18 protein-coding genes and 1 pseudogene are annotated in these 24,964 nt (G+C 57.4%); 11 read left to right on the top strand and 8 right to left on the bottom strand.

Translation table 11 applies throughout. From position 1 onward, the window contains the following. The first annotated feature begins 10 nt into the window (after positions 1 to 10). A complete protein-coding gene (locus tag AC2CF9_RS09435) occupies positions 11 to 1,051 on the top strand; it encodes a GMP reductase (protein WP_150017956.1) in 1,041 nt (346 codons plus the stop codon). Between the two features lie 29 nt (positions 1,052 to 1,080). Here the strand turns inward: AC2CF9_RS09435 and hofC are convergent, their stop codons facing one another. From hofC to ppdD, 3 genes and pseudogenes are all read right to left on the bottom strand, one after another. Beyond that, positions 1,081 to 2,280: a protein transport protein HofC gene (gene hofC, locus AC2CF9_RS09430; protein WP_484556836.1), complete on the bottom strand. Its 1,200-nt coding sequence runs from the start codon at positions 2,278 to 2,280 to the stop codon at positions 1,081 to 1,083. Beyond that, a pseudogene (gene gspE, locus AC2CF9_RS09425) lies at positions 2,273 to 3,660 on the bottom strand (type II secretion system protein GspE). The gene hofC and the pseudogene gspE overlap by 8 nt, the downstream one beginning before the upstream one ends. Beyond that, complete coding sequence (gene ppdD / locus AC2CF9_RS09420; RefSeq protein ID WP_484556835.1) at positions 3,653 to 4,102, bottom strand: prepilin peptidase-dependent pilin; 450 nt, start codon at positions 4,100 to 4,102, stop codon at positions 3,653 to 3,655. The pseudogene gspE and the gene ppdD overlap by 8 nt, the downstream one beginning before the upstream one ends. Positions 4,103 to 4,407: 305 nt before the next feature. Between ppdD and ampD the strand changes: the two genes are divergently transcribed. Then, entirely contained in the window at positions 4,408 to 4,959 is a 552-nt protein-coding gene (ampD, locus tag AC2CF9_RS09415; RefSeq protein WP_484556834.1) for a 1,6-anhydro-N-acetylmuramyl-L-alanine amidase AmpD, read from the top strand. A 16-nt stretch (positions 4,960 to 4,975) separates the two neighbouring features. Then, positions 4,976 to 5,821, top strand: coding sequence for a beta-lactamase regulator AmpE (gene ampE / locus AC2CF9_RS09410; protein WP_484556833.1), 846 nt, complete (start codon positions 4,976 to 4,978; stop codon positions 5,819 to 5,821). Here ampE and AC2CF9_RS09405 read toward each other — a convergent pair. The 3 genes from AC2CF9_RS09405 to aroP all read right to left on the bottom strand — a co-directional run bounded on the left by AC2CF9_RS09405 (position 5,803) and on the right by aroP (position 9,675). After that, entirely contained in the window at positions 5,803 to 6,756 is a 954-nt protein-coding gene (locus tag AC2CF9_RS09405; RefSeq protein ID WP_150017950.1) for a glycoside hydrolase family 43 protein, read from the bottom strand. The two genes, ampE and AC2CF9_RS09405, sit on opposite strands and share 19 nt — an antisense overlap. Further along, positions 6,753 to 8,159, bottom strand: coding sequence for a glycoside-pentoside-hexuronide (GPH):cation symporter (locus tag AC2CF9_RS09400; protein ID WP_484556832.1), 1,407 nt, complete (start codon positions 8,157 to 8,159; stop codon positions 6,753 to 6,755). The genes AC2CF9_RS09405 and AC2CF9_RS09400 overlap by 4 nt, the downstream gene beginning before the upstream one ends. Before the next feature lie 160 nt (positions 8,160 to 8,319). After that, positions 8,320 to 9,675 carry an aromatic amino acid transporter AroP gene (gene aroP / locus AC2CF9_RS09395; protein ID WP_150017948.1) on the bottom strand — a complete coding sequence of 452 codons (1,356 nt, stop codon included), beginning with the start codon at positions 9,673 to 9,675 and terminating at the stop codon, positions 8,320 to 8,322. Positions 9,676 to 10,197: 522 nt separating this feature from the next. On the opposite strand from aroP, the gene pdhR reads away from it, so the two are divergent. The 6 genes from pdhR to yacL all read left to right on the top strand — a co-directional run bounded on the left by pdhR (position 10,198) and on the right by yacL (position 20,741). After that, positions 10,198 to 10,962, top strand: a complete 765-nt coding sequence (pdhR, locus tag AC2CF9_RS09390) for a pyruvate dehydrogenase complex transcriptional repressor PdhR (RefSeq protein WP_039382625.1) — start codon at positions 10,198 to 10,200, stop codon at positions 10,960 to 10,962. Positions 10,963 to 11,088: 126 nt separating this feature from the next. Then, a complete protein-coding gene (gene aceE, locus AC2CF9_RS09385; RefSeq protein WP_039382627.1) occupies positions 11,089 to 13,764 on the top strand; it encodes a pyruvate dehydrogenase (acetyl-transferring), homodimeric type in 2,676 nt (891 codons plus the stop codon). A 13-nt stretch (positions 13,765 to 13,777) separates the two neighbouring features. After that, a complete protein-coding gene (gene aceF, locus AC2CF9_RS09380; RefSeq protein ID WP_484556831.1) occupies positions 13,778 to 15,682 on the top strand; it encodes a pyruvate dehydrogenase complex dihydrolipoyllysine-residue acetyltransferase in 1,905 nt (634 codons plus the stop codon). Positions 15,683 to 15,855: 173 nt separating this feature from the next. Further along, positions 15,856 to 17,280 (top strand): dihydrolipoyl dehydrogenase, encoded by a 1,425-nt coding sequence (gene lpdA / locus AC2CF9_RS09375; protein WP_039385712.1) that lies wholly within the window; start codon positions 15,856 to 15,858, stop codon positions 17,278 to 17,280. A gap of 333 nt (positions 17,281 to 17,613) precedes the next feature. After that, on the top strand, positions 17,614 to 20,211 hold the full coding sequence (acnB, locus tag AC2CF9_RS09370) for a bifunctional aconitate hydratase 2/2-methylisocitrate dehydratase (RefSeq protein WP_150017946.1): 2,598 nt from the start codon (positions 17,614 to 17,616) through the stop codon (positions 20,209 to 20,211). Positions 20,212 to 20,378: 167 nt separating this feature from the next. Beyond that, a complete protein-coding gene (yacL, locus tag AC2CF9_RS09365) occupies positions 20,379 to 20,741 on the top strand; it encodes a protein YacL (protein ID WP_039382633.1) in 363 nt (120 codons plus the stop codon). A 26-nt stretch (positions 20,742 to 20,767) separates the two neighbouring features. Here yacL and AC2CF9_RS09360 read toward each other — a convergent pair whose 3' ends face one another. Then, positions 20,768 to 21,115 carry a YacC family pilotin-like protein gene (locus AC2CF9_RS09360; RefSeq protein ID WP_484556830.1) on the bottom strand — a complete coding sequence of 116 codons (348 nt, stop codon included), beginning with the start codon at positions 21,113 to 21,115 and terminating at the stop codon, positions 20,768 to 20,770. A gap of 166 nt (positions 21,116 to 21,281) precedes the next feature. Here AC2CF9_RS09360 and cueO point away from each other — a divergent pair, with 166 nt between their 5' ends. Next, positions 21,282 to 22,880, top strand: a complete 1,599-nt coding sequence (gene cueO / locus AC2CF9_RS09355; RefSeq protein ID WP_484556829.1) for a multicopper oxidase CueO — start codon at positions 21,282 to 21,284, stop codon at positions 22,878 to 22,880. Between the two features lie 43 nt (positions 22,881 to 22,923). Here cueO and AC2CF9_RS09350 read toward each other — a convergent pair whose 3' ends face one another. After that, positions 22,924 to 24,216 (bottom strand): cystathionine gamma-synthase family protein, encoded by a 1,293-nt coding sequence (locus tag AC2CF9_RS09350; protein WP_484556828.1) that lies wholly within the window; start codon positions 24,214 to 24,216, stop codon positions 22,924 to 22,926. Positions 24,217 to 24,383: 167 nt separating this feature from the next. Between AC2CF9_RS09350 and hpt the strand changes: the two genes are divergently transcribed. Next, positions 24,384 to 24,920, top strand: coding sequence for a hypoxanthine phosphoribosyltransferase (hpt, locus tag AC2CF9_RS09345; RefSeq protein ID WP_039382640.1), 537 nt, complete (start codon positions 24,384 to 24,386; stop codon positions 24,918 to 24,920). Positions 24,921 to 24,964: the final 44 nt, after the last annotated feature.

Below are 24,964 nucleotides of genomic sequence, written 5' to 3'. Positions count from 1 at the left end.
ACCCTCTGCTATGCGTATTGAAGAAGATATCAAACTGGGCTTTAAAGATGTGTTAATCCGCCCGAAACGCTCAACGCTCAAAAGCCGGTCTGATGTTGAACTGGCACGCACCTTTACCTTTAAGCACTCCGCTCTGGAGTGGCGCGGTGTGCCGGTTATCGCGGCAAATATGGATACCGTTGGCACGTTCACCATGGCAGAAGCGCTGGCTGGTTTTGAGGTGCTTACTGCAGTTCATAAACACTATAGTATTGATGCATGGCAGGCGTTTATCCAGCGCGTGCCCGCTTCCGTGCTGCAGTACGTCATGGTCTCAACCGGGACGTCAGAAGCGGATTTCACTAAACTGAACGCGATTCTTGCTCTCTCACCGCAGCTTCAGTTTATCTGCATCGACGTGGCAAACGGCTATTCAGAGCACTTTGTTGCGTTTCTGCAGCGTGCGCGTGAACGCTTTCCGGATAAGACCATCTGCGCCGGTAACGTTGTGACGGGAGAGATGGTGGAAGAGCTGATCCTGTCAGGTGCGGATATTGTCAAAGTGGGTATCGGCCCCGGCTCGGTCTGCACAACGCGCGTCAAAACCGGTGTCGGTTATCCGCAGCTGTCGGCGGTGATTGAGTGCGCCGATGCCGCGCACGGTCTGGGCGGACAGATTGTCAGCGACGGCGGCTGTTCCGTGCCGGGCGATATTGCTAAAGCGTTTGGCGGCGGCGCTGATTTTGTCATGCTGGGCGGTATGCTGGCGGCGCACGATGAGTGTGAAGGCACGCTTGTGGAAGAGCAGGGCGAACAGTTTATGCTGTTTTATGGCATGAGCTCTGAATCGGCGATGAAACGCCACGTGGGCGGCGTAGCGCAATACCGTGCGGCGGAGGGCAAGACAGTACGGCTGCCGCTGCGCGGGCCGGTTGCAGAGACCGTCAAAGATATTCTGGGCGGCCTGCGTTCAGCCTGTACCTACGTTGGCGCCGAACGTCTGAAAGAGCTGACCAAGCGTACAACGTTTATCCGCGTGGCAGAGCAGGAGAATCGCGTTTTTACCCGATAAACCTGCCGGGCGGGCGCAGCAGGCGCCCGCTAACGTATCACTTCTCCCAGACCAAATACCGGCAGATACATAGCGATAACCAGCGTGCCCACAATCGCACCGATCACCAGCATCATTGCCGGTTCAAGCGCAGCAGCCAGCGCTTCCGCCCGGTTTGAGGTTTCCGTTTCATGCCACTCTGCCAGCCGGGACAGCATGATATCAAGCGCACCAGCTTCTTCACCGGCTCCTGTCAGCTGGGCACAAAGCGGCGTAAACAGCGTATGCTGCTGCAGTGCCTGGTGCAGCGGCGCACCGGCAGCGATATGCGCCTGCAGCTGTATAATCGCTTCGCGCCACAGGCGCGCCGTCAGCGTCATTTCTACTGTCTGCAGGCTGTGCAGCAGCGTAAGCCCTGCCTGCTGCGTCAGCTGCAAAATGGCATAAATCTGGCTAAGCTGCGCACCGCGCCAGAGCGGGGCGATCAGCGGCAGACGCAGGATAAAATGCTGCAGGCGCCGCTGCCAGCGCGCGGAGCGGCGTATAATCTGGCGCGCTGCGATGGCGCAGCCGGCAGCGAGCAGCAGCAGCGGCAGCGCGGTCTGCTGCATGCCTTCTGACAGCGCGACAACCCCTGCGGTAAAAGCGGGCAGCGGTGCATCAAAGCTGGCATAGACGGCAGTAAACTCCGGTAGCACAAATAACAGCATACCGGCACTGACCGCCAGCGCGACCAGCAGGATAAAGAGCGGATAGCGCAGCGCTTTGCCAACTTTCTGGCGCAGCAGGCGCTGCTTTGTCTGCTGCTGCGCCAGGCGCAGGCAGCAGCTGTCGAGCTGTCCGGTGGTCTCGCCTACCTGCATCAGCGCAGGAAAGAGGGGCGGAAAGAGATCGGGCCATGTGCGCAGCGCCTGCGAAAAGGTCTCTCCGGCCAGCACCTGCTGCTGCAGACCCGCGAGCACTACGCGCCAGCCGGCATGCGGATGCCCCTGCGCCAGCAGCATCAGACTTTCAGCCAGCGGTAACCCCGCTTTTAGCAGCGTAGCCAGCTGGTGCATCAGCTCAATTTTTTGCTGCCATTTCCAGTCGCGTCTGCGCCAGCAGCGGCCGCGTTGCCAGCTCACGATCAGCATGCCGCGATCGGCGAGCTGATTCAGCAGCGCGGCCCGATCGCGCAGCAGCGACTCTCCTGCCTGCAGCTCGCCCATGGTGTCCAGCGCCTGCCAGCGGTAGTGATAGAGTTTAGCCATTATCCAGCCCTACCACGCGCTGCATCTCTTCAAACGATGTCTCCCCGCGGCTCACTGCTTCAAGACCGGCGCTGAGCAGGGTTTTCATTCCCTGCTCGCTGGCGAGCGTCAGCACATGTTCCAGCGGCATATCTGAAGAGATAGCGTTCTGCAGCCTGCTGTTAACCGGCAGGATTTCAAACAGCGCGAGGCGCCCATAGTAGCCGGAAAAACAGTGGTCGCAGCCTGGCGCACGCCAGGTCTGCAGGGTGCCGGGCCAGAGTGTGGCAGGCAGATGAGCGACAGCCTGTGCTGGCTGGCGGCAGTGCAGGCAGAGACGACGAACCAGGCGCTGTGCAATCACCAGCTGCAGCGCTGGCCCCAGCAGATAGCCCGGGATCTCCATCTGCCTGAGGCGCGTCAGCGTTTCAGCGGTAGAGTTTGTATGCAGCGTGGAGAGAACCAGGTGGCCGGTTTGTGCCGCCTTTACCGCAATACTGGCCGTTTCACTGTCGCGGATTTCACCGACCATGATCACATCCGGATCCTGACGCAGCAGGGCACGCAGTACGCGATTAAATCGAGACCGCTGCGGGGCCGCACCTGAGTCTGATTGATGCCGGTCAGCGGGATCTCTATCGGGTCTTCAACGCTGCAAATATTTTTTTCCGGCACGTTCAGTGCGCTGAGGCTGCTGTAGAGCGTAAAGGTTTTGCCGCTGCCGGTCGGGCCGGTCACCAGAATCAACCCCTGCGGTTTAACCAGCGCCTGTTTCAGCAGACGCAGCTGGGCCAGCGGCATACCGAGTTTATCCAGCGCAATCGCACTGCTTTCACCCTGCAGCAAACGTACAACGGCTTTTTCACCGTGGCTGACCGGCAGCGTGGCGAGGCGAAAGGCGGCGTCGCTGCCGTTTATCTCCTGGGTAAACTGCCCATCCTGCGGCAGACGCCGCTCTGCAATATCAAGCCCGGCGAGCACCTTCAGCCGCGCCAGCACGGCTGCCGGCTGCACCTTCGGCAAGTGCGGCAGGGTATGTAGCACGCCGTCAATGCGCAGCCGGATACGCAAGCCCTGCGGCTGAGGCTCGATATGCACATCTGAAGCGCGTCGCTGTACGGCCTGATGCAAGATCTGGCTTACCGCTTCGGTTGCTGAGGCCGCACTGCGCTGCTCAGGCAGCCGGTCATCGGATAGTGACGGGTGCAGCGCCTGCTCCATGCGGGCAGCCGGCCAGCACTCGATCTCTACCTGGCGCTGGCAGGCGAACTGAAGCGCCTCCAGCAGCTGCGGGTGGGGAGAATCGGTAACGGCTACGCGCAGCCGGGTGTCATCATGCTGCAGCAGCCGCGCCTGATAGCGGGCGCACAGCGCCAGCAGTGTCGGATCATGCTCAGCCATTAGTCTCATCCTTATCTGCAAACCGGAACTGGTTCAGACAGTTATCGCGCAGGCTGCTGCTGGTGCTGGTACAGCTGCGCTGCCAGTTAAGCATGCCTTCTGCCGCGTTCCATACTGGCTGCATCTCCACGCTCAGCCCGCTGAGGTTCTCCTGCCCGGTAAGCGCAATCACGCCACTGGTAACGGTGAGCGAGGCGACATAGCGCGATCCTCTGGCTGCCGGAATGCCGTGTTCACCAGCCTGACACTGTGCCGGACCCCCGCGCTCAATGGCGCAGAGTTCCACCGCCGTTTTATAGGGCAGCATGGTTTGCTGCATGTCAGTCAGCGCAGCGCGCTGCAAGTAATTTTGATAAGCAGGCAGGCCAATTGCGCTGAGAATAGCGACGATGCCGATGACGATCATCAGTTCAATCAGGGTAAAACCGCGTTGTCTTTCCATAGCAGGGCTCCTTTTTTCTGAAGCGCTACGATAAGCAGCACCCGCGGGTGATGAAAGCGTATCGCCTGAAAAACGGAGCGTGCCGCGCAGCCATTTTTAGCGGTTGCAGCAAGCGACAGTTGCAGTACCGGGCGGGCTCACAACGCCGGACTGAACAGGGCCACCTGAAGCGTTATGACGCTGACCTGCTTTTGCAGCGGCAGCGGCAATGACCGGAGGATGAGAAAGCGCGCTATCGCACGAAGACGCTAAACCCTGCTCTGAATCGTGATATTCTCAGCCTGATTTTACTAAGGATGAGAGAGATGAAACTGGAACAGGGCTGGATCAGCAGCGCCCGTAAGGTGCCCTCGCCCCACTTTAATGCACGTCCCGACAATGAAGCGCCGTCGCTGCTGGTGATCCACAACATCAGTTTGCCGCCGGGCGAATTTGGCGGGCCGTGGATCGATCGTCTGTTTACCGGCTCGCTCCCTGCCGATGCACACCCCTATTTTGCTGATATCGCGCAGCTGCGCGTGGCAGCGCACTGCCTGATCCGGCGTGACGGTGAGCTGGTACAGTATGTCTCACTAAACGAGCGCGCCTGGCACGCGGGCGTTTCAGCTTTCAGCGGGCGGGAAAACTGCAACGACTTTTCTATCGGTATTGAGCTGGAAGGCACCGACACGCTGCCTTACACCGACGCCCAGTACGCCATGCTGCAGCAGGTCACCGCGCTGCTGCAGCAGCACTATCCGCTGGCCACCGATCGTATTACCGGCCACAGCGATATCGCACCCGGGCGTAAAACCGATCCGGGCCCGGCGTTTGACTGGTCACGCTATAAACAGGGTATTACTCAGGAGAATACCTGACACTGCAGGAGCCATTATGACGTTGTTTAGTTTGTTACTTGTTCTGGGATGGGAACGCCTGTTTAAAATGGGCGAACACTGGCAGCTGGATCACCGGCTGGAGTCGCTGTTCCGTGGCCGGCAGCACTTTTCGCTGCCGCGCACGCTTCTGATGACCGCAGCAGCCATGCTGCTGGTGTGGCTGGTGGTCTGGAGTCTGCATGGCCTGCTGTTCGGGCTGCTACAGCTGCTATTCTGGATTGTGACCGGACTGCTCTGTATCGGCGCCGGTTCTGCACGACAGCACTATCATAACTATCTGCAGGCTGCCAGCCGTGATGATGAGGCGGCGCACCAGGCGATGGCTGCAGAACTGACGCTGATCCATGGCGTGCCGGCAAACTGCAGCGAGCGTGAGTTTCTGCGCGAGCTGCAGAATGCGCTTATCTGGATCAACTTCCGTTTCTATCTCGCTCCGCTGTTCTGGTTCGTGGTCGGGGGGCCGGTGCTGCTGGTGGGGTACGCTTTTCTGCGTGCCTGGCAGAGCTGGCTGGCACGACACGCATCAGATCAGGCACGCGCTGCCTCAGGTGTTGATGCGCTGCTGCACGTGCTGGACTGGATCCCGGTGCGGCTGGCGGGCGTCGCTTATGCGCTGCTGGGGCACGGCGAGCGGGCGCTGCCCGCCTGGTTTGCTTCTCTGAGCGACCTCCGTCGCGCTCAGTATCAGGTGCTGACCAGCCTGGCGCAGTTCTCGCTGGCGCGCGATCCGCACACAGATAAAGTCGCCACCCCACGCGTGGCGGTGGCGCTGGCAAAACGCACTTCGCTGGTGCTGGTGGTGGTGGTGGCGCTCCTGACTATCTACGGCACGCTGGTGTAATCCGCCGGAGGCACGCCAAAATCGGGCGTGCCATCCTCGCGCCAGCTGAAATATTTCAGGCGCGTATGGCGATTAGGATCCCACAGCGGATCGCCCTCAATTTCCGTGTAGTTGCGGGCGTGATAAACCAGCACGTCGCGTCCCGCTTCATCCGTCGTAAAACTGTTGTGTCCCGGCCCATACTGCTGATTCTCCCAGCTGGTGGTAAACACCGGCCGCGCTGACTTCTGCCAGGCGATGCGATCGCGCGGATCGGCCTGCACGTCAATACTCAGCATACCCAGACAGTAGTTTTCATCGGTCGCGCTGGCGGAGTAGGTCACAAACAGCCGGTTGCCGTGACGGATCGCCGCCGGACCTTCGTTAACGCTGAAGCCGGCACACTCCCACTCATATTCAGGCCGGCTCAGCATCACCGGCGTGCCTTTAAGCGTCCAGGGGTTAAGCAACTCAGCCAGATAAAGATTGGAGTTACCAGGAATAGCGGGATCTTTTTGTGCCCAGAGATACCAGTTTTTACCCTGATGGACGAAATGGGTGGCGTCCAGCGCAAAGCTATCGAACTGCGTTTCGATCCGGCGACAGGGCTGCCAGTAACCGGTCAGCGGATCGGCATCATCGCAGACCAGCGCATACATGCGATGCTGAAACAGCCCCTCTTTGATCTCCCGGCTCGGCGCCGCCGCAAAGTAGATGACCCACTGACCATTAATGTGGTGCAGCTCGGGCGCCCAGATCAGCTCACTGTATTCACCCTGATCCGGCTTGCGCCAGACGGTAACGGCGGGTGCCTCACGCAGTCCCGCAAGCGTGCTGGCGTGGCGCAGCTCCAGCCGATCGTATTCCGGTACTGAAGCGATAAAGTAGTAGCCAGCGCCGTGCCGCAGAATAAAGGGATCGGCGCGCTGCGTAATAAAAGGGTTAGGCCAGGTCATTTGATCTCTCCGGGTTGAGTGGTTGCGGCCGGGGATGGGGCGGACAAATCGCGAAAGTTAGCGCGGCGCAGCGCCAGGTCATCCTGAATCGTGCGCATCAGCTTGCGATCCACTTTCATCAGGCGCACCACGCCAGCGGTGATCAGATAGCCGACACCGGGTATTACGGTAAAGAGCAGCATAATGCCGTTGACGGCGGTAGCGGACTGCTGTTTTGCACCCGCGTCATAGCCGTAAACTGACAGCAGAAAGCCGACCATGGCACCCGCAACCGCCAGCCCGACCTTGAGAAAAAAGAGATTGCCGGAAAAGCTCATGCCGGTAATACGCTTGCCGGTTTTCCACTCGCCATAGTCATCCACATCGGCCATCAGCGACCAGTGCAGCGGCGAGGGGATCTGATGCAGAATATTCAGCAGGAAATAGGCCACCACCACCGTGACGGTAGCGTGTGGATCGATCCAGTAAAATCCGCATGAGAAGAGCGCCAGGACGATATTGGTCCAGAAAAAGACCTTCAGCTTGCACCAGCGATCGGTGAGATATTTTGCCAGCGTGCTGCCGCCCATCATGCCAATCACGCCAAGGCTGATAAACAGCGTGGCAAAATGCGTCGACTGGCCCATTACCCAGGTCACGTAATACATGGTGGCCGCCATGCGGATAAAGCCGGGACAGACGTTGCAGAAGGTCAGCAGCAGAATGCGCACCCACTGATCGTTTTTCCAGATATCGCGCAGGTCTTTCTTCAGATCGTCATGCGTCGGCACCGCCGGCCGGATTCGTTCGCGGACGTTAGCAAAACAGAACAGAAACATCGCCAGGCCGATCAGCGCCAGCACGCTCATCGCCAGCTGATAGCCGCGCGCCTTGTTGTCACCGCCAAACCACTCCGCCATAGGCAGCAGTGAGAGTGAGAGGATCAGCGTGGCGACACCCACCATCACGAAGCGATAAGACTGACAGGAAACGCGTTCGCCCGGATCGCTGGTGATAACGCCACCCAGCGAACAGTAGGGAATATTGATGGCGGTATAGGTCAGCGACATCAGGAAATAGGTGACAAAGGCCCAGATAACTTTGTTTTCATAGCTCCAGTCCGGCGTGGTAAACATCAGCACGCTGAACAGAACATACGGCACTGAGACCCAGAGCAGCCAGGGACGGAAACGGCCCCATCGGCTCTGAGTACGATCCGCTATCGCGCCCATGATGGGATCTGTTACCGCATCCAGCACGCGTACTGAAAGCAGCAGTACGCCGACCAGCGCCGGTGCCAGGCCAAAAACATCGGTATAGAAGTAGTTCAGAAACAGCATGATCGCGCCACCAATCATGTTACAGCCGGCATCGCCCATGCCATATCCCAGTTTTTCTCTGAATGAGAGTGCAGCACTTTTCATCGTCGTCTCCTGCGACAAGTGGAGCGAAAAGTATCAGCGCAAACGGCAGGCAGGGGTGATCAACAATGAGTCACGTAGATGGACAAAACGGGTGCAGGGGAAAAAGTGTGAGGACGATCGGCAGAGGTGCCCGGTCAGATGAACCGGGCACGCGGAACTATCAGGCTTTCTGCGTTTTGTTTTTAATGGTGTAACCTACCGCCAGAATAACCAGCCAGACCGGAATCAGCCATACCGAGATCGCCATTCCGGGTGTCATCGCCATGATCACCAGCACGGCGGCCATAAACAGCAGACAGAGCCAGTTACCGGCCGGGTAGAGCACCGCGCGGAAGCGCGTAGTGACACCCTGCTGATCTTTCTTACGGCGGAATTTCATATGCGCCAGGCTAATCATCGCCCAGTTGATAACCAGGGCCGACACCACCAGAGACATCAGGATGCCAAAGGCTTCTCCCGGCATCAGATAGTTAATCAACACGCACAGCGCGGTAGCGACCGCTGAGACCATAATGGTAGCAACCGGTACGCCACGACGATCAACCCTGAGCAGCGCTTTTGGCGCATTGCCCTGCTGGGCCAGGCCGAACAGCATACGACTGTTGCAGTAAACACAGCTGTTATAGACCGAGAGCGCTGCCGTCAGGATCACGACGTTCAGCGCATTCGCGACCAGCGCATCCCCCAGCTCATGGAAGATCAGGACAAACGGACTGGTGTCAGCTGTGACGCGCGTCCAGGGCAGCAGCGACAGCAGCACTGCCAGAGAGCCAATGTAGAAAATCAGAATGCGCCACAGCACCTGATTAGTGGCTTTAGGAATGCTCTCTTCCGGGTTATCCGCTTCTGCAGCGGTAATGCCTACCAGCTCCAGGCCGCCAAAGGAGAACATAATAATCGCCATCATCATAACCAGCCCGGTCATGCCGTGCGGCAGAAAGCCACCCTGAGCCCACAGGTTGCTGACGGATGCCTGCGGACCGGCGTTGCCGCTGAACAGCAGCCAGCCGCCAAACAGGATCATACCGATAACGGCCACGACTTTGACAATGGCGAACCAGAACTCCATCTCACCAAACACTTTGACGTTGGTCAGGTTAATGGCATTGATGACGACAAAGAAAATAGCGGCGCTGGCCCAGGCAGGAAAATCGGGATACCAGAACTGAATATATTTGCCGACGGCGCTGAGTTCGGCCATCGCAACCAGCACGTAGAGCACCCAATAGTTCCAGCCAGAGGCGAAGCCGGCAAAATTGCCCCAGTACTTGTAGGCAAAATGGCTGAAGCTGCCGGCAACCGGCTCCTCAACCACCATTTCGCCCAGCTGGCGCATAATTAAAAAGGCGATAAATCCGGCAATGGCATAACCCAGAATCACGGCCGGGCCGGCAGATTTAATAACCGATGCGCTGCCCAGAAACAGGCCGGTGCCGACGGCACCGCCCAGCGCGATCAGCTGGATATGGCGATTCTTCAGGCCGCGATGCAGCGCTTCGCCATGCTGTTGTTCCATACAAACCTCTTTGTATTGTTATTGTGCGCCTGCAGTGCCCGCACTTAAGGCTATGATACTGCGTGTAATCTTTTCTTTACGAATTCAGACTGGCTCTCTGTAGCGAGACGCTATTCAGGCGACCAGAATAGTGATAAGCGCGCGACTTTGCACCTGCTTTTGCTTTTTGTGCTAAGGAGTGATGGAAAAAGCAGCGATTTACTCTGTGGTTTCCCTTGCGCTATTTCTGCCATGAATAATGCTTAAACACGAATAGCTTTCGCTTATGACATATAAGAGAACAACTGCTTTCGCAGTGTAAGGTTTGGTAAAAGTGAAATCTGTTAACAACTTCGCGCAGTTGTTTCTTTTTCCTGTTACTACGGCGGCTTAAGGCATGATGCCTGGGTTCAGGGCTATATCAGGCTGGAAGTAAGAGAGTGGCCATATAGACACAAGGTGAATACTTTGTTACTTTACGGGCACCATTTTTCAATTGGTATTACCAATTTACTCCAGACGTTTGGCTTATAAGAAGGGAAGATGGCTTATAGTAAAATTCGCCAGCCCAAGCTCTCCGATGCGATAGAGCAGCAGCTGGAATCCCTGATTATGGAAGGGACCCTTCAGCCGGGTGAGAAACTGCTCCCCGAGCGCGAACTGGCCAAACAGTTTGATGTCTCACGTCCATCGCTACGCGAAGCGATTCAGAGTCTGGAAGCCAAAGGTTTACTGCTGCGTCGCCAGGGTGGCGGCACATTTGTGCAGCAGAACCTCTGGCAGAGCTTAAGTGACCCCCTGGTCGGGCTGCTGGCCCAGCATCCGGAATCTCAGTTCGATCTGCTGGAAACCCGTCATGCGCTGGAAGGCGTGGCTGCCTACTACGCAGCGCTGCGCGGTACCGATGAAGATCTGCAGCGGATTCGCGACTGCCATCTTCAGATTCAGCAGGCGCAGGAGAGCGGCGATCTCGACGCCGAAGCGGATGCCGTCATGAAGTATCAGATTGCGGTCACGGAAGCGGCGCATAATGTGGTGCTGCTGCACCTGCTGCGCTCCATGAGCCCGATGCTGGAACAAAACGTACGTCAGAATTTCGAATTGCTCTACGCTCGCCGCGAAATGCTGGCGAAAGTGAGCGAGCATCGCGCCAGTATTTTTGCGGCGATTGTGGCGCGCGAGCCGGAACAGGCCCGTGAAGCCTCGCATCGTCATCTGGCGTTTATAGAGGAAATCTTGCTGGACAGAAGTCGGGAGCAGAGCCGTCGTGAACGCTCCCTGCGTCGTTTACAGCAACGCAAGGAATAACGTACGGCAACGAACGTGCGACATAAACGACGGGCCTGTCTTCTTGTGCTGTGAACCTGAAGCACAACACAAGCAGACAGGCTCCTGATAATTCAACGTATTAGACACAGATAAGGAATACCCCCCATGTCAGAACGTTTACAGAATGACGTGGATCCGATCGAAACTCGTGACTGGCTACAGGCGATCGAATCGGTCATCCGTGAAGAAGGTGTTGAGCGTGCGCAGTATCTGATTGATCAGGTCCTGAGCGCTGCCCGCAAAGGTGGTGTAAAAGTAGCTGGCGGTGGCGGTGCTGCTGCAGCGATCAGCAACTATATCAACACCATTGCGACAGAAGATGAGCCGGACTATCCGGGCAACACCTCTCTCGAACGTCGTATCCGTTCCGCAATTCGCTGGAACGCCATTGTTTCAGTTCTGCGTGCGTCGAAGAAAGATCTGGAGCTGGGGGGACACCTCTCTTCTTTCCAGAGCTCTGCCACAATCTATGAAGTGTGCTTCAACCACTTCTTCCGTGCACGCAGCGAAAAAGATGGCGGCGATCTGGTCTACTTCCAGGGTCACATTTCTCCAGGCATCTACTCACGTGCGTTCCTTGAAGGGCGCCTGACTGAAGAGCAGATGAATAACTTCCGTCAGGAAGTGCACGGCAACGGCCTGTCATCCTATCCGCATCCAAAACTGATGCCGGACTTCTGGCAGTTCCCGACCGTTTCAATGGGCCTGGGCCCGCTGAACGCTATCTACCAGGCGAAGTTTCTGAAGTACCTGGAGCATCGCGGCCTGAAAGATACCTCTGGTCAGACGGTGTACGCTTTCCTTGGCGATGGCGAGATGGATGAGCCGGAATCCAAAGGTGCTATCACCATTGCGACCCGTGAGAAGCTGGATAACCTGGTCTTCATCATCAACTGCAACCTGCAGCGTCTGGATGGCCCGGTCACCGGTAACGGTAAGATCATCAACGAGCTGGAAGGCATCTTTGCCGGTGCTGGCTGGAACGTGATCAAAGTGATCTGGGGCGGACGCTGGGATGAGCTGCTGAAGAAAGACACCAGCGGCAAACTGATTCAGCTGATGAACGAAACCGTTGACGGCGACTATCAGACCTTTAAATCACGCGACGGCGCCTATGTGCGCGAGCACTTCTTCGGTAAATACCCGGAGACCGCTGCGCTGGTGAAAGACTGGTCAGACGAAGAGATTTTCGCGCTGAATCGCGGCGGCCACGATCCGAAGAAAATCTACGCTGCCCTGAAAAAGGCGCAGGAGACCAAAGGTCAGCCAACGCTGATTCTGGCTCATACCATTAAAGGTTATGGTATGGGTGATACTGCAGAAGGCAAAAACATCGCCCACCAGGTCAAGAAGATGAACATGGATGGCGTACGCTACATCCGCGATCGCTTCAATGTGCCAGTGGCTGATGAGAAAATCGAAGAGCTGCCTTACGTCACCTTCGAGAAAGGCTCAGAAGAGTATAACTACCTGCACGGCCAGCGTGAGAAGCTGGGTGGCTATCTGCCAACCCGTCAGGCGGAGTTCACTGAGAAGCTGGAAATGCCGACGCTGGAAGAGTTCAAACCTCTGCTGGAAGAGCAGAGCAAAGAGATCTCTACCACGATCGCTTTCGTGCGCGCGCTGAACGTGATGCTGAAGAACAAGTCGATCAAAGATCGTCTGGTGCCAATCCTTGCGGATGAAGCTCGTACTTTTGGTATGGAAGGCCTGTTCCGTCAGATCGGTATCTACAGCCCGAACGGCCAGCAGTATACGCCGCAGGACCGCGAGCAGGTTGCTTACTATAAAGAAGATGAGAAAGGCCAGATTCTGCAGGAAGGGATCAACGAGCTGGGCGCAGGTTCATCCTGGCTGGCAGCGGCGACCTCTTACAGCACCAACAATCTGCCGATGATCCCGTTCTACATCTACTACTCCATGTTTGGCTTCCAGCGCATTGGCGATCTGATGTGGCTGGCGGGCGATCAGCAGGCGCGTGGCTTCCTGGTTGGCGGTACGTCGGGCCGTACGACGCTGAACGGTGAAGGTCTGCAGCATGAAGATGGCCACAGCCATATTCAGTCGCTGACCATCCCTAACTGCATCTCCTACGATCCTTCTTACGCGTATGAAGTGGCGGTGATCATGCAGGATGGCCTGGTGCGTATGTATGGTGAAGCGCAGGAAAACATCTACTACTACATCACCACGCTGAACGAAAACTACCACATGCCGGCGATGCCGCAGGGCGCGGAAGAGGGTATCCGTAAGGGTATCTACAAGCTGGAAGAAGTCGAAGGCAAGAAAGGCAAAGTGCAGCTGCTGGGCTCAGGCTCTATTCTGCGCCACGTGCGCGAAGCGGCGCAGATTCTGGCGAAAGAGTACGGTATCGGCTCTGATGTCTACAGCGTAACCTCGTTCACCGAGCTGGCGCGGGACGGCCAGGATTGCGAGCGCTGGAACATGCTGCATCCGACAGAAACGCCACGCGTGCCTTACATCGCTCAGGTAATGAACGATGCGCCGGCCGTAGCGTCAACCGACTACATGAAGCTGTTCGCAGAACAGGTCCGCAGCTACGTGCCAGCCAGCGACTACCGCGTGCTGGGTACCGATGGCTTCGGTCGTTCTGACAGCCGTGAAAATCTGCGTCATCACTTCGAAGTGGATGCGTCATATGTGGTAGTGGCTGCGCTGGGTGAGCTGGCTAAACGCGGCGAAATCGAGAAGCAGGTGGTAGCGGACGCTATCGCTAAATTCGATATCGACGCTGATAAAGTTAACCCGCGTCTGGCTTAAGAGGTAAAGAGTAATGGCTATCGAAATTAACGTACCGGATATCGGGTCGGACGAAGTTGAAGTCACCGAAATCCTGGTGAAGGTGGGCGACAGCGTTGAAGCTGAGCAGTCGCTGATCTCTGTGGAAGGCGATAAAGCCTCGATGGAAGTGCCTTCGCCGCAGGCGGGCGTGGTTAAAGAGATCAAAATCGCCGTCGGTGACAAAGTGAATACCGGCTCGCTGATTATGGTGTTTGACGCTGAGGGTGCGGCGGAAGCTGCACCGGCTGCAGAAGAGAAAAAAGCAGAAGCCGCGCCGGCTCCTGCTGCTGCAACGACAACCGCCAGCAAAGAGGTTAACGTACCGGATATCGGTGGTGATGAAGTCGAAGTCACAGAGATCCTGGTTAAAGTGGGCGACAAGGTTGAAGCAGAGCAGTCGCTGATCACCGTTGAAGGCGACAAAGCCTCAATGGAAGTGCCTGCGCCGTTTGCTGGCGTAGTGAAAGAGATCAAAATCGCCACCGGCGACAAAGTGAACACCGGTTCACTGATTATGATCTTTGACGCAGAAGGTGACGCACCGGCTGCCGACGCGAAACCACAGATGAAAGAAGAGGCGACCTCCGCCCCGGCTGCAGCGGCAGGCGCGAAAGAGGTAAACGTACCGGATATCGGCGGTGATGAAGTTGAAGTGACCGAGGTACTGGTGAAAGCGGGCGATAAAGTCACCGCTGAGCAGTCGCTGATTGTGGTTGAAGGCGATAAAGCCTCTATGGAAGTGCCGGCGCCGTTTGCCGGTACGGTAAAAGAGCTGAAAGTGGCCACCGGTGACAAAGTCAGCACCGGCTCACTGATCATGATCTTTGAAGTGGAAGGCGGCGCGCCATCGCCGGCACCGGCAGCCAAACCGGAAGCGGCCGCCGCGCCGGCGAAAGCAGAGGCTAAACCAGCTGCGGCTGCAGCACCTGCGCCAGCTAAAGCGGACGCGAAAAGTGAGTTCGCTGAGAATGACGCCTATGTGCACGCCACGCCGGTGATCCGTCGTCTGGCGCGCGAGTTTGGCGTTAACCTGGCGAAGGTGAAAGGCACCGGACGTAAGGGCCGCATCCTGAAAGAGGATGTGCAGACTTACGTGAAAGAGGCGGTAAAACGCGCTGAGGCTGCGCCAGCTGCTGCTGCAGGCGGCGGTCTGCCAGGCATGCTGCCGTGGCCGAAAGTGGACTTCAGCAAGTTTGGTGAAGTGGAAGAAGTGGAGCTGGGCCGTATCCAGAAAATCTCTGGTGCTAACCTGAGCCGTAACTGGGTCATGATCCCGCATGTTACGCACTTCGATAAAACCGATATTACCGATCTGGAAGCGTTCCGTAAGCAGCAGAATGCTGAAGCCGAGAAGCGCAAGCTGGACGTGAAGTTCACCCCGGTGGTGTTCATCATGAAAGCGGTTGCGGCGGCACTGGAGCAGATGCCACGTTTCAACAGCTCGCTGTCTGAAGATGGTCAGAAACTGACGCTGAAGAAATATATCAACATCGGCGTGGCGGTTGATACGCCAAATGGTCTGGTGGTTCCGGTGTTCAAGGATGTGAATAAGAAAGGCATCACTGAACTCTCGCGTGAGCTGATGGCAACCTCGAAGAAAGCGCGCGATGGCAAACTGACCGCCAGCGATATGCAGGGCGGCTGTTTCACCATTTCCAGCCTTGGCGGCCTGGGCACGACGCACTTCGCGCCTATCGTCAACGCGCCGGAAGTGGCGATCCTTGGCGTCTCCAAATCGGCCATGGAGCCGGTCTGGAACGGTAAAGAGTTTGCACCGCGTCTGATGATGCCGATCTCGCTCTCGTTTGACCACCGCGTGATCGACGGTGCTGATGGTGCGCGTTTCATCACCATCATCAACAATATGCTGTCTGATATTCGCCGTCTGGTGATGTGAAGTTAATCAAGGCCGGCAAATGCCGGCCTTGTTGTAAGCATTCAGTTGTTACCGCGGTTGGCAGTTTATTAACAATTCTGTAAACTCTCGCGGTGAAATGTCCCGGTGGCGACAGGGTAACATGAGCCTGGGAAAGGTCGCTCTGACCGCCGGCAATCTAACAAGAGGTCATGATGAGTACAGAGATTAAAACTCAAGTCGTGGTACTTGGGGCAGGTCCTGCAGGTTACTCTGCAGCCTTCCGTTGCGCTGACTTAGGTCTGGAGACCGTTCTGGTTGAGCGCTACAACACCCTCGGTGGTGTTTGTCTGAACGTAGGCTGTATCCCGTCAAAAGCGCTGCTGCACGTCGCGAAAGTGATTGAAGAAGCGAAAGCGCTGGAAGAGCACGGCATCGTGTTTGGTCAGCCGCAGACAGACATTAACAAAATCCGCACCTGGAAAGAGAAGGTGATCAATCAGCTGACCGGTGGTCTGGCTGGAATGGCGAAAGGCCGTAAGGTCAAAGTTGTTAACGGTCTGGGTAAATTCACCGGTGCCAACACCCTGGTGGTTGAAGGTGAGGGTGGCGCAACCACCATCAACTTCGATAACGCAATCATCGCCGCAGGCTCACGCCCTATCGAGCTGCCGTTTATCCCGCATCACGATCCGCGCGTCTGGGACTCTACGTCAGCGCTGGAGCTGCGTGAAGTGCCGAAGCGTCTGCTGGTCATGGGCGGCGGCATCATCGGTCTGGAGATGGCGACAGTTTACCATGCGCTGGGTTCAGAGATTGACGTGGTTGAGATGTTTGACCAGGTGATCCCGGCAGCGGATAAAGACGTGGTTAAAGTCTTTACCAAGCGTATCAGCAAGAAATTCAACCTGATGCTGGAAACCAAAGTCACCGCGGTTGACGCGAAAGATGACGGTATCTATGTGTCGATGGAAGGCAAAAAAGCGCCTGCCGAGGCGCAGCGTTATGACGCGGTACTGGTCGCCATTGGCCGTGTGCCAAACGGTAAAGGCCTCGACGCCGGTAAAGCGGGCGTGGAAGTGGACGAGCGCGGTTTTATCCGTGTCGACAAGCAGATGCGTACCAACGTACCGCACATCTACGCTATCGGTGATATCGTGGGTCAGCCTATGCTGGCGCACAAAGGCGTGCATGAAGGCCACGTTGCCGCTGAGGTCATCTCTGGTCTGAAGCACTACTTCGATCCGAAAGTGATCCCATCCATCGCCTATACCGAGCCGGAAGTTGCATGGGTAGGTCTGACCGAGAAAGAAGCCAAAGAGAAGGGCATCAGCTACGAAGTCTCCACCTTCCCGTGGGCGGCCTCAGGCCGTGCTATCGCTTCTGACTGCGCTGACGGCATGACCAAGCTGATCTTTGACAAAGAGACGCATCGCGTTATCGGCGGTGCGGTAGTCGGCACCAACGGCGGCGAGCTGCTGGGTGAAATCGGTCTGGCGATCGAAATGGGTTGTGATGCCGAAGATATCGCGCTCACCATCCATGCGCACCCGACGCTGCATGAATCAGTTGGCCTTGCCGCTGAAATCTTTGAGGGCAGCATCACCGATCTGCCAAACGCGAAAGCGAAGAAGAAGTAAGTTTCACTTCTGCGATCAACGGCTCCTGCGGGGGCCGTTTTTTTTGCTGTCGCGCTGCAAGCATAACTAAAGGTTAGCCAGAGCACTCTCTGCCACGCTGAAAGTTATGATCTGAAAACCGCCCGCCGCATATCTGCCGCTTTTTTTTCCGTCTGCAGGGGAATACCCGGACAGTTATGCCGGAAATGGGCTGGATGTTGCTTTTTTGTAAACAGATTAACAATCAGGCGAAATCCTGCTATGCTGGCCGACGCAGAACCGGGCACCTCACCCTACTGTTTAACAGCATCAAGGTGTACCGGAAAGCTATACAATGAGAGCGAGGAGAACGTCGTGCTAGAAGAATACCGTAAGCACGTTGCCGAGCGTGCTGCCCAGGGAATCGTACCTAAGCCGTTAGATGCTTCCCAGATGGCCGCGCTGGTTGAACTGCTGAAAAGCCCGCCTGCGGGTGAAGAAGAATTTCTGGTTGACCTGCTGGTTAACCGCGTCCCGCCAGGCGTTGATGAAGCCGCCTATGTTAAAGCCGGTTTCCTGGCTGCTGTCGCAACGGGCGAAGCCCACTCTCCTCTGGTTACGCGCGAGAAAGCTGTTGAACTGCTGGGCACCATGCAGGGTGGCTATAACATCCACGCGCTGATTGAAGCGCTCGACGACGAAGCACTGGCACCGATTGCCGCTGAAGCGCTGTCCCATACGCTGCTGATGTTCGACAACTTCTACGATGTGGAAGAGAAAGCCAAAGCGGGTAACGCCCACGCAAAAAAAATCCTGCAATCCTGGGCTGATGCCGAGTGGTTCCTGAAGCGTCCTAAGCTGGCTGAAAAAATCACCACCACCGTGTTCAAAGTGACCGGCGAAACCAACACCGACGACCTCTCTCCGGCGCCGGATGCGTGGTCACGCCCGGATATTCCACTGCATGCGCTGGCGATGCTGAAAAACCCGCGTGATGGTATTGAGCCAGACGATGCGGGCAATATTGGCCCGATCAAACAGATTCAGGCGCTGCAGCAGAAAGGCTTCCCGCTGACTTACGTCGGCGACGTTGTCGGTACCGGCTCATCACGTAAATCCGCCACCAACTCGGTGCTGTGGTTTATGGGTGAAGATATCCCGTACGTGCCAAACAAAAAGGGCGGCGGTCTCTGCCTCGGCGGTAAAATTGCTCCGATTTTCTTCAACACCATGGAAGATGCCGGCGCGCTGCCGATCGAACTGGATGTTGAGCGCCTGAACATGGGCGATGTGATTGACGTTTATCCGTATAAAGGTGAAGTTCGCAGTCACGAAACCAATGAACTGCTGGCGACCTTTGAACTGAAAACCGATGTGCTGCTGGATGAAGTCCGCGCCGGCGGCCGTATTCCGCTGATTATCGGTCGCGGCCTGACGACGAAAGCACGCGAGTCACTCGGCCTGCCGGCAAGCGACATCTTTGTGCAGGCGAAAGATATCGCCACCAGCACGCGCGGCTACTCGCTGGCGCAGAAGATGGTAGGCCGCGCCTGTGGCGTCGAGGGTATTCGTCCGGGCGCATACTGCGAGCCGAAGATGACCTCTGTGGGTTCACAGGATACCACCGGTCCGATGACGCGCGACGAGCTGAAAGACCTGGCGTGCCTCGGCTTCTCCGCCGATCTGGTCATGCAATCCTTCTGCCACACTGCGGCCTATCCGAAGCCGGTTGATGTGACCACACACCATACGCTGCCGGACTTCATCATGAACCGCGGTGGCGTCTCGCTGCGTCCGGGCGATGGTATTATTCACAGCTGGCTGAACCGTATGCTGCTGCCGGATACCGTCGGCACCGGCGGTGACTCACACACCCGCTTCCCGATTGGCATCTCTTTCCCGGCGGGTTCCGGCCTGGTGGCGTTTGCCGCTGCGACCGGCGTGATGCCGCTCGATATGCCGGAATCGGTGCTGGTGCGCTTTAAGGGTGCCATGCAGCCGGGCATTACGCTGCGCGATCTGGTACACGCTATCCCGCTGTACGCGATTAAGCAGGGCCTGCTGACGGTAGAGAAGAAGGGCAAGAAAAACATCTTCTCCGGCCGTATTCTGGAGATTGAAGGTCTGCCGGATCTGAAAGTTGAGCAGGCTTTTGAGCTGTCTGATGCCTCCGCTGAGCGTTCTGCTGCCGGTTGTACCATCAAGCTGGATAAAGCGCCGATCATTGAGTATCTGAACTCCAACATTGTCCTGCTGAAGTGGATGATCTCGGAAGGCTACGGCGATCGCCGTACGCTGGAGCGCCGCGTTGAGGGCATGGAGAAATGGCTGGCCGATCCGCAGCTGCTGGAAGGCGATGCAGATGCAGAATACGCAGCGGTCATCGAGATCGATCTGGCGGATATCAAAGAGCCGATTCTGTGCGCACCAAACGATCCGGATGATGCGCGCTGGCTCTCTGACGTGCAGGGCGAGAAGATTGACGAAGTGTTTATCGGCTCCTGCATGACCAACATCGGTCACTTCCGCGCGGCCGGTAAACTGCTGGACGCGCATAAGGGCCAGCTGCCGACGCGTCTCTGGGTGGCTCCGCCAACCAAGATGGATGCGGCGCAGCTTACCGAAGAGGGCTACTACAGCGTCTTTGGTAAAAGCGGTGCGCGTATTGAGATCCCGGGCTGCTCGCTCTGCATGGGTAACCAGGCGCGCGTGCAGGACGGTGCGACGGTGGTCTCCACGTCGACGCGTAACTTCCCGAACCGTCTGGGTAACGGCGCCAACGTCTTCCTGGCATCAGCCGAGCTGGCTGCCGTCGCTTCGCTACTGGGCAAGCTGCCAACGCCGGACGAGTATCAGCAGTTTATGGTGCAAGTGGATAAAACCGCCGACGACACCTATCGCTACCTCAACTTTGACCAGCTGGGTCAATATACCGAGAAAGCGGACAGCGTGATTTTCCAGACCGCCGTCTAACGCGGCTGGTAAATCGGGGGATGATGCAAATCATCCCCTTTTTTTATGCCTTTTTTCCCCGCGGCACTCCCGGCATAATGCGAGCGCGATCCCACTTTATTACGCGCGCTGCGCTCAGAATGCACATAAACGTGCAGTCCGGCGCGCTACTGGTATGAGGTAACCCAATGGAGTATGAATTTTTACGCGATATCACCGGCCAGGTCAGGGTGCGCATGTCGATGGATCACGAAGCGGTAGGCCACTGGTTTAATGAAGAGGTTCGCGACAACGCCGGGCTGCTGGATGAAGTAGAGGCGGCGGCGCGTGCGGTAAAAGGCACCCATCAGCAGTGGCAGCGTATCGGACATGAGTACACGCTGTGGCTGGACGAGGAAGAGGTGATGATCCGCGCTAACCAGCTGGCGCTGGAGGATGAGGGACTGGAAGAGGGCATGGCCTACTACGATGAAGAGAGTCTCTCATTCTGCGGCGTGGATGACTTTCTGGCGGTGATCGCGGCTTACCGGCAGTTTATTGCGGGCAGATAACCGGCACCGCGCCACATAACGCGTCCTTACTTAACGTAGGCAAGCAGGCTCAGTGAATCACGCGCCAGCGATTTGCACTTCTTATCGTTATTGATGGCAATGCCACTCAAATCTTTATAGCTCTCTTCGCCCAGCGCTTTCATGTTGTAGCTGCTGTAATTGCTCAAATCCCAGCGGTTCTGCTGGGCAAAAAACACCAGCGCTTTGCGGATTTGTGCATCCGGCAGCGCCTGGTAGCCGCAGTCATTTTTCAGGTAAACAAAGACCGCCGTCAGGTCAGCCAGATCTTCCGCTTCAGACTCGCTCAGCGCAAAACTGCTGGTGGAGAAGCCAAAGAGTCCCGCCAGCAGCAGGATCTTAACGCTTTTTGTCATAATGGTTCTCAGCAAAGGACAATCCATTGACGTTAGCACAGTTACCGCCCGGATTCCGCTTCTTTTACCCTGGCGAATAGCGGGCTACTATTTTGCTGCCCGGCGCTTGACCCTCCCGCAGGGGCAGGGTTTAGGCTGGGTCTCTCTTTACCACAAGGATATGCGTATGCAACGTCGCTCTTTTCTCAAACTGACCGCAGCGCTCAGCGCGGCAGGCGCACTGCCGCTATGGAGCCGCTCACTGATGGCGGCTACGCGGCCGCTGCTGCCGATCCCTGCGCTGCTGGAGCCTGATGCGCGTGGTCACTACAGCCTTACCGCCATGACGGGCAGCACGCAGTGGCAGGGTAAAGCGGTGCCGACGTGGGGCTATAACGGCAGCCTGCTCGGACCGGTTCTGCGCCTGCAGCGGGAGAAGCGCGTCACGGTCAATATTCATAACCGGCTGCCGGAAGCGACTACCGTGCACTGGCACGGCCTGGCGATCCCGGGCGAGGTGGATGGCGGCCCGCAGGCGATTATCGCGCCCGGTGCCACGCGTCAGGTGAGCTTTACCCCCGATCAGCCGGCGGCGACCTGCTGGTTTCATCCGCATCTGCACGGCAAAACCGGTCATCAGGTGGCGCAGGGATTAGCCGGAATGGTGCTGCTGGAGGACGAAGCGTCCGGCAAGCTGCGGCTGCCGATGCAGTGGGGAGCGGATGACGTACCGCTGATTTTCCAGGATAAACAGCTTAACAGCGCCGGCACGCATATCGATTATCAGCTGGATGTGATGCGCGCGGCGGTAGGCTGGTTTGGCGATATGATGCTGACCAACGGCGTGCAGTATCCGCAGCACGCCGTGCCGCGCGGCTGGCTACGCCTGCGGCTGCTTAACGGCTGTAACGCTCGCTCGCTGGAGATCGCCACCAGTGATAAACGACCAGTCTATGTGGTGGGCAGCGATGGCGGACTGCTCGCTGAACCGGTACAGGTGACGTCGCTGTCACTGCTGCCGGGCGAGCGCTTTGAGGTGCTGATCGATACCTCTGACGGACAGCCTTTTGATATCGTCACGCTGCCGGTGACGCAGATGGGGATGACGCTGCCGCCGTTTGATCGGCCGCTGCCGCTGGTGCAGATCCTGCCGCTGCGCATTATGGCGAGCGGGACGCTGCCGGACACGCTGGTGGATCTGCCGCCGCTGCCCGCCAGCGAGGGCGTACAGAACCGCTGGCTGCAGCTGATGATGGATCCGCAGCTGGATAAGCAGGGGATGCAGGCGCTGATGGATCGTTATGGCCATCAGGCGATGGCGGGCGCGGCAGACCACGGCGCGGCAGAGACGCATAGCGGACACGATGCCATGCCGATGGATCATAGCGAACATGGCGCGATGCCGATGGATCACACTGCGCACGGCGCTGCCGCATACGATTTCCACCACGGCAATAAGATCAACGGCGAAGCGTTTAACATGCAGAAGCCGATGTTTGCCGTGCCGCTGGGTAAAACCGAGAAGTGGACGATTTCAGGCGAGGGCGATGCGATGCTGCATCCGTTCCATATTCACGGTGCGCAGTTCCGCATCCTGTCAGAAAACGGCAAGCCGCCCGCCGCGCATCGCGCCGGCTGGAAAGATATGGTTAACGTCAACGGCTGGCGCAGCGAGGTTGTGGTGCGGTTCGACTATGCCGCCAGCGCGGAGCATGCCTATATGGCACACTGCCATCTGCTGGAGCACGAAGATACCGGCATGATGCTCGGCTTCACGGTCGCGTAGCGGGGCCAGACGAACGCAGGGGCGGTATCTGTGCCGATCGCCGTCAGCCGCCGTCAGCCGCCTCCAGCGCCTGACTGATATCCGCAATCAGGTCGTCCGGATGCTCAATCCCGATCGACAGGCGTACCGTCGCGTCGCTGATGCCAATGCGCTGACGTACCGCCAGCGGCACGCCAGAGTGGGTGGTGCTGGCCGGATGACTGGCGAGCGACTCGGTGCCGCCCAGGCTTACCGCCAGCTTAAACAGCGTCAGCGCGTTGAGAAAGCGGAAAGTCGCAGGCTCACCGCCCTGAATATCAAAAGAGAAGGTCGAGCCGGCGCCGCTGCACTGGCGCCGGTACGTTTCACCGGCCGTACTCTGGGCGTCAAGATAGGGCAGCCAGAACAGCGCCGCGACCTGAGGCCGATCGCGCAGAAAAGCGGCGACCCGTTCCGCGTTTGCGGCGGCTTTCTCCATGCGCAGCGCCAGCGTCTCCAGCGAACGGCCAATCATCCAGCTTGAGTGCGGATCGAGCTGCGTGCCGATCGCGCTGCGCAGCGCGCGCACAGATTTCATCAGCGTCCGGCTGCCCAGCGCGGCGCCGGCGATAAGATCGGAGTGGCCGCCCACATACTTGGTCAGCGAATAGAGCGAGATATCTGCGCCATGCTGCAGCGGATGCTGAAACAGCGGCCCCAGCAGGGTGTTATCGCAGGCGATAACCGGACGCGAACCCTGCTGCTGTGCAATGACATCCGCCACCTGCGCAATAAGCCGGATATCTACCAGACTGTTGGTGGGGTTGGCCGGCGTCTCGATCAGGATCAGGGCGACCCGGCCACGCTGCCACGCCAGCTTTGCCGCCTCATAAACCTTATCTTCATCCGTCCCCTCGCTGAACCCCACGGCTTTGATTTCCAGATCGTGCAGCGTCTTGCTCAGCAGCGTTTCTGTGCCGCCATACAGCGGCTGCGAATGCAGGATCACCTCGCCCGGCCGCGCAAATGCGAGCAGCGTAGTGGCAATGGCTGACATACCGGAAGAGAAGAGCACCGCGCTCTCAGCGCCTTCATAGATCGCCAGGCGATCTTCAACGATTTCGCTGTTGGGATGGTTAAAGCGTGAATAGACCAGCCCGCCGCTCTGGCCAGCAGGCGGCTGACGGCGACCCGATACATAATCAAAGAAATCTTTGCCCTCTTCGGCACTGTTGAAAACAAAGGTTGAGGTAAGAAACACCGGCGGTTTTACCGCACCTTCTGACAGTCGCGGATCGTAACCGTAATTAAGCATCTGCGTTTCCGGATGCAGCGTATGCCGATCGGAAGGTTCTTTATTGCGGGATGAGTTTGCCATAGCAGCTCCGGCTGAATCAGGATAAAGCGCGTAAACCCTGCTATAGAGTTAATGCCATCGCGGGAAATTTTGCTACGTAATCGTTTGCGTTTTGCGGGTGCGGTTAGCCATCAGGCGCATTGTGATAGACTGCAGAGCTTTCTGAAAACCTTAACCAGGCGAACGCAATGAAACACACCGTTGATGTGATGATCTCTCGTGAGGAGATTGCAACCCGTATTGCCGAGCTGGGCAAACAGATCAGTGAAGCCTACCGCGACAGCGGCAGCGAGATGGTGCTGGTTGGTCTGCTGCGCGGCTCCTTTATGTTTATGGCCGATCTCTGCCGGGAAATTGATGTTCCGCATGAGGTCGACTTTATGACCGCTTCCAGCTACGGCAGCGGCATGTCTTCGTCACGCGACGTCAAAATTCTGAAAGATCTCGATGAAGATATTCGCGGTAAAGATGTGCTGATTGTGGAAGATATCATCGACTCCGGCAACACGCTGAGCAAAGTGCGCGAGATCCTGCGCCTGCGTGAGCCAAAATCGCTGGCCATCTGCACGCTGCTGGATAAACCCGAGCGTCGTGAAGTTGAGGTGCCGGTCGAATATGTCGGCTTTACCATTCCCGATGAGTTTGTTGTGGGCTTTGGCATTGACTACGCGCAGCGCTATCGTCATCTGCCCTATATCGGCAAAGTCACCATGCTGGACGCATAACCGCACAATCTACCTGGGTCATTTTGGCCGTTCCGGGATAGAAT

The organism is Pantoea sp. SYBGC1 (genome assembly GCF_057197005.1).
Note: the sequence above shows the minus strand (reverse complement) of the source record. Positions and strands in the feature narration are given on the sequence as shown.

What these genes read in the sequence shown, in the direction of transcription:
- aroP (WP_150017948.1), bottom strand. Translation starts at nt 9,675, where the DNA reads ATGGAACAACAGCATGGCGAAGCGCTGCATCGCGGCCTGAAGAATCGC.
- aceE (WP_039382627.1), top strand. Translation starts at nt 11,089, where the DNA reads ATGTCAGAACGTTTACAGAATGACGTGGATCCGATCGAAACTCGTGAC.
- AC2CF9_RS09405 (WP_150017950.1), bottom strand. Translation starts at nt 6,756, where the DNA reads ATGACCTGGCCTAACCCTTTTATTACGCAGCGCGCCGATCCCTTTATT.
- pdhR (WP_039382625.1), top strand. Translation starts at nt 10,198, where the DNA reads ATGGCTTATAGTAAAATTCGCCAGCCCAAGCTCTCCGATGCGATAGAG.
- AC2CF9_RS09360 (WP_484556830.1), bottom strand. Translation starts at nt 21,115, where the DNA reads ATGACAAAAAGCGTTAAGATCCTGCTGCTGGCGGGACTCTTTGGCTTC.
- hofC (WP_484556836.1), bottom strand. Translation starts at nt 2,280, where the DNA reads ATGGCTAAACTCTATCACTACCGCTGGCAGGCGCTGGACACCATGGGC.
- aceF (WP_484556831.1), top strand. Translation starts at nt 13,778, where the DNA reads ATGGCTATCGAAATTAACGTACCGGATATCGGGTCGGACGAAGTTGAA.
- hpt (WP_039382640.1), top strand. Translation starts at nt 24,384, where the DNA reads ATGAAACACACCGTTGATGTGATGATCTCTCGTGAGGAGATTGCAACC.
- ampE (WP_484556833.1), top strand. Translation starts at nt 4,976, where the DNA reads ATGACGTTGTTTAGTTTGTTACTTGTTCTGGGATGGGAACGCCTGTTT.
- yacL (WP_039382633.1), top strand. Translation starts at nt 20,379, where the DNA reads ATGGAGTATGAATTTTTACGCGATATCACCGGCCAGGTCAGGGTGCGC.
- cueO (WP_484556829.1), top strand. Translation starts at nt 21,282, where the DNA reads ATGCAACGTCGCTCTTTTCTCAAACTGACCGCAGCGCTCAGCGCGGCA.
- lpdA (WP_039385712.1), top strand. Translation starts at nt 15,856, where the DNA reads ATGAGTACAGAGATTAAAACTCAAGTCGTGGTACTTGGGGCAGGTCCT.
- AC2CF9_RS09435 (WP_150017956.1), top strand. Translation starts at nt 11, where the DNA reads ATGCGTATTGAAGAAGATATCAAACTGGGCTTTAAAGATGTGTTAATC.
- AC2CF9_RS09400 (WP_484556832.1), bottom strand. Translation starts at nt 8,159, where the DNA reads ATGAAAAGTGCTGCACTCTCATTCAGAGAAAAACTGGGATATGGCATG.
- ppdD (WP_484556835.1), bottom strand. Translation starts at nt 4,102, where the DNA reads ATGGAAAGACAACGCGGTTTTACCCTGATTGAACTGATGATCGTCATC.
- AC2CF9_RS09350 (WP_484556828.1), bottom strand. Translation starts at nt 24,216, where the DNA reads ATGGCAAACTCATCCCGCAATAAAGAACCTTCCGATCGGCATACGCTG.
- ampD (WP_484556834.1), top strand. Translation starts at nt 4,408, where the DNA reads ATGAAACTGGAACAGGGCTGGATCAGCAGCGCCCGTAAGGTGCCCTCG.